The organism is Sinorhizobium sp. GQ132 (genome assembly GCF_059758575.1).
On record NZ_JCAXDX010000082.1, the window covers coordinates 1 to 236 of the forward strand.

Sequence of the window (236 nt, forward strand, 5' to 3'; positions counted from 1 at the left end):
CTGAGCGATCTGGCCCGGCTCGTCGGGACCAACCGGACTACCCTGGTCAATCGCTTTGAAGCTTCCTTCGGCTGCGGGCCTATCACCTGGCTGCGCCACTTCCGGATGGCCGAGGCGGCCCGGCGCCTGCGCAGTGGGAACGAAAGCGTCGCCAAGATCGCGGAAACGCTGGGTTACGAGAACAGCAACAACTTCTCGACGGCGTTCAAGGCCATTCATGGCCTGCCGCCGCTCAG

Annotated in this window: 1 protein-coding gene; it reads left to right on the forward strand. The window is 64.4% G+C overall.

All coding sequences use genetic code 11. The features are described from left to right. On the forward strand, window positions 1–236 hold a 236-nt coding region (locus tag AC6CIG_RS29820), incomplete at both ends, for a helix-turn-helix domain-containing protein (protein WP_498324403.1).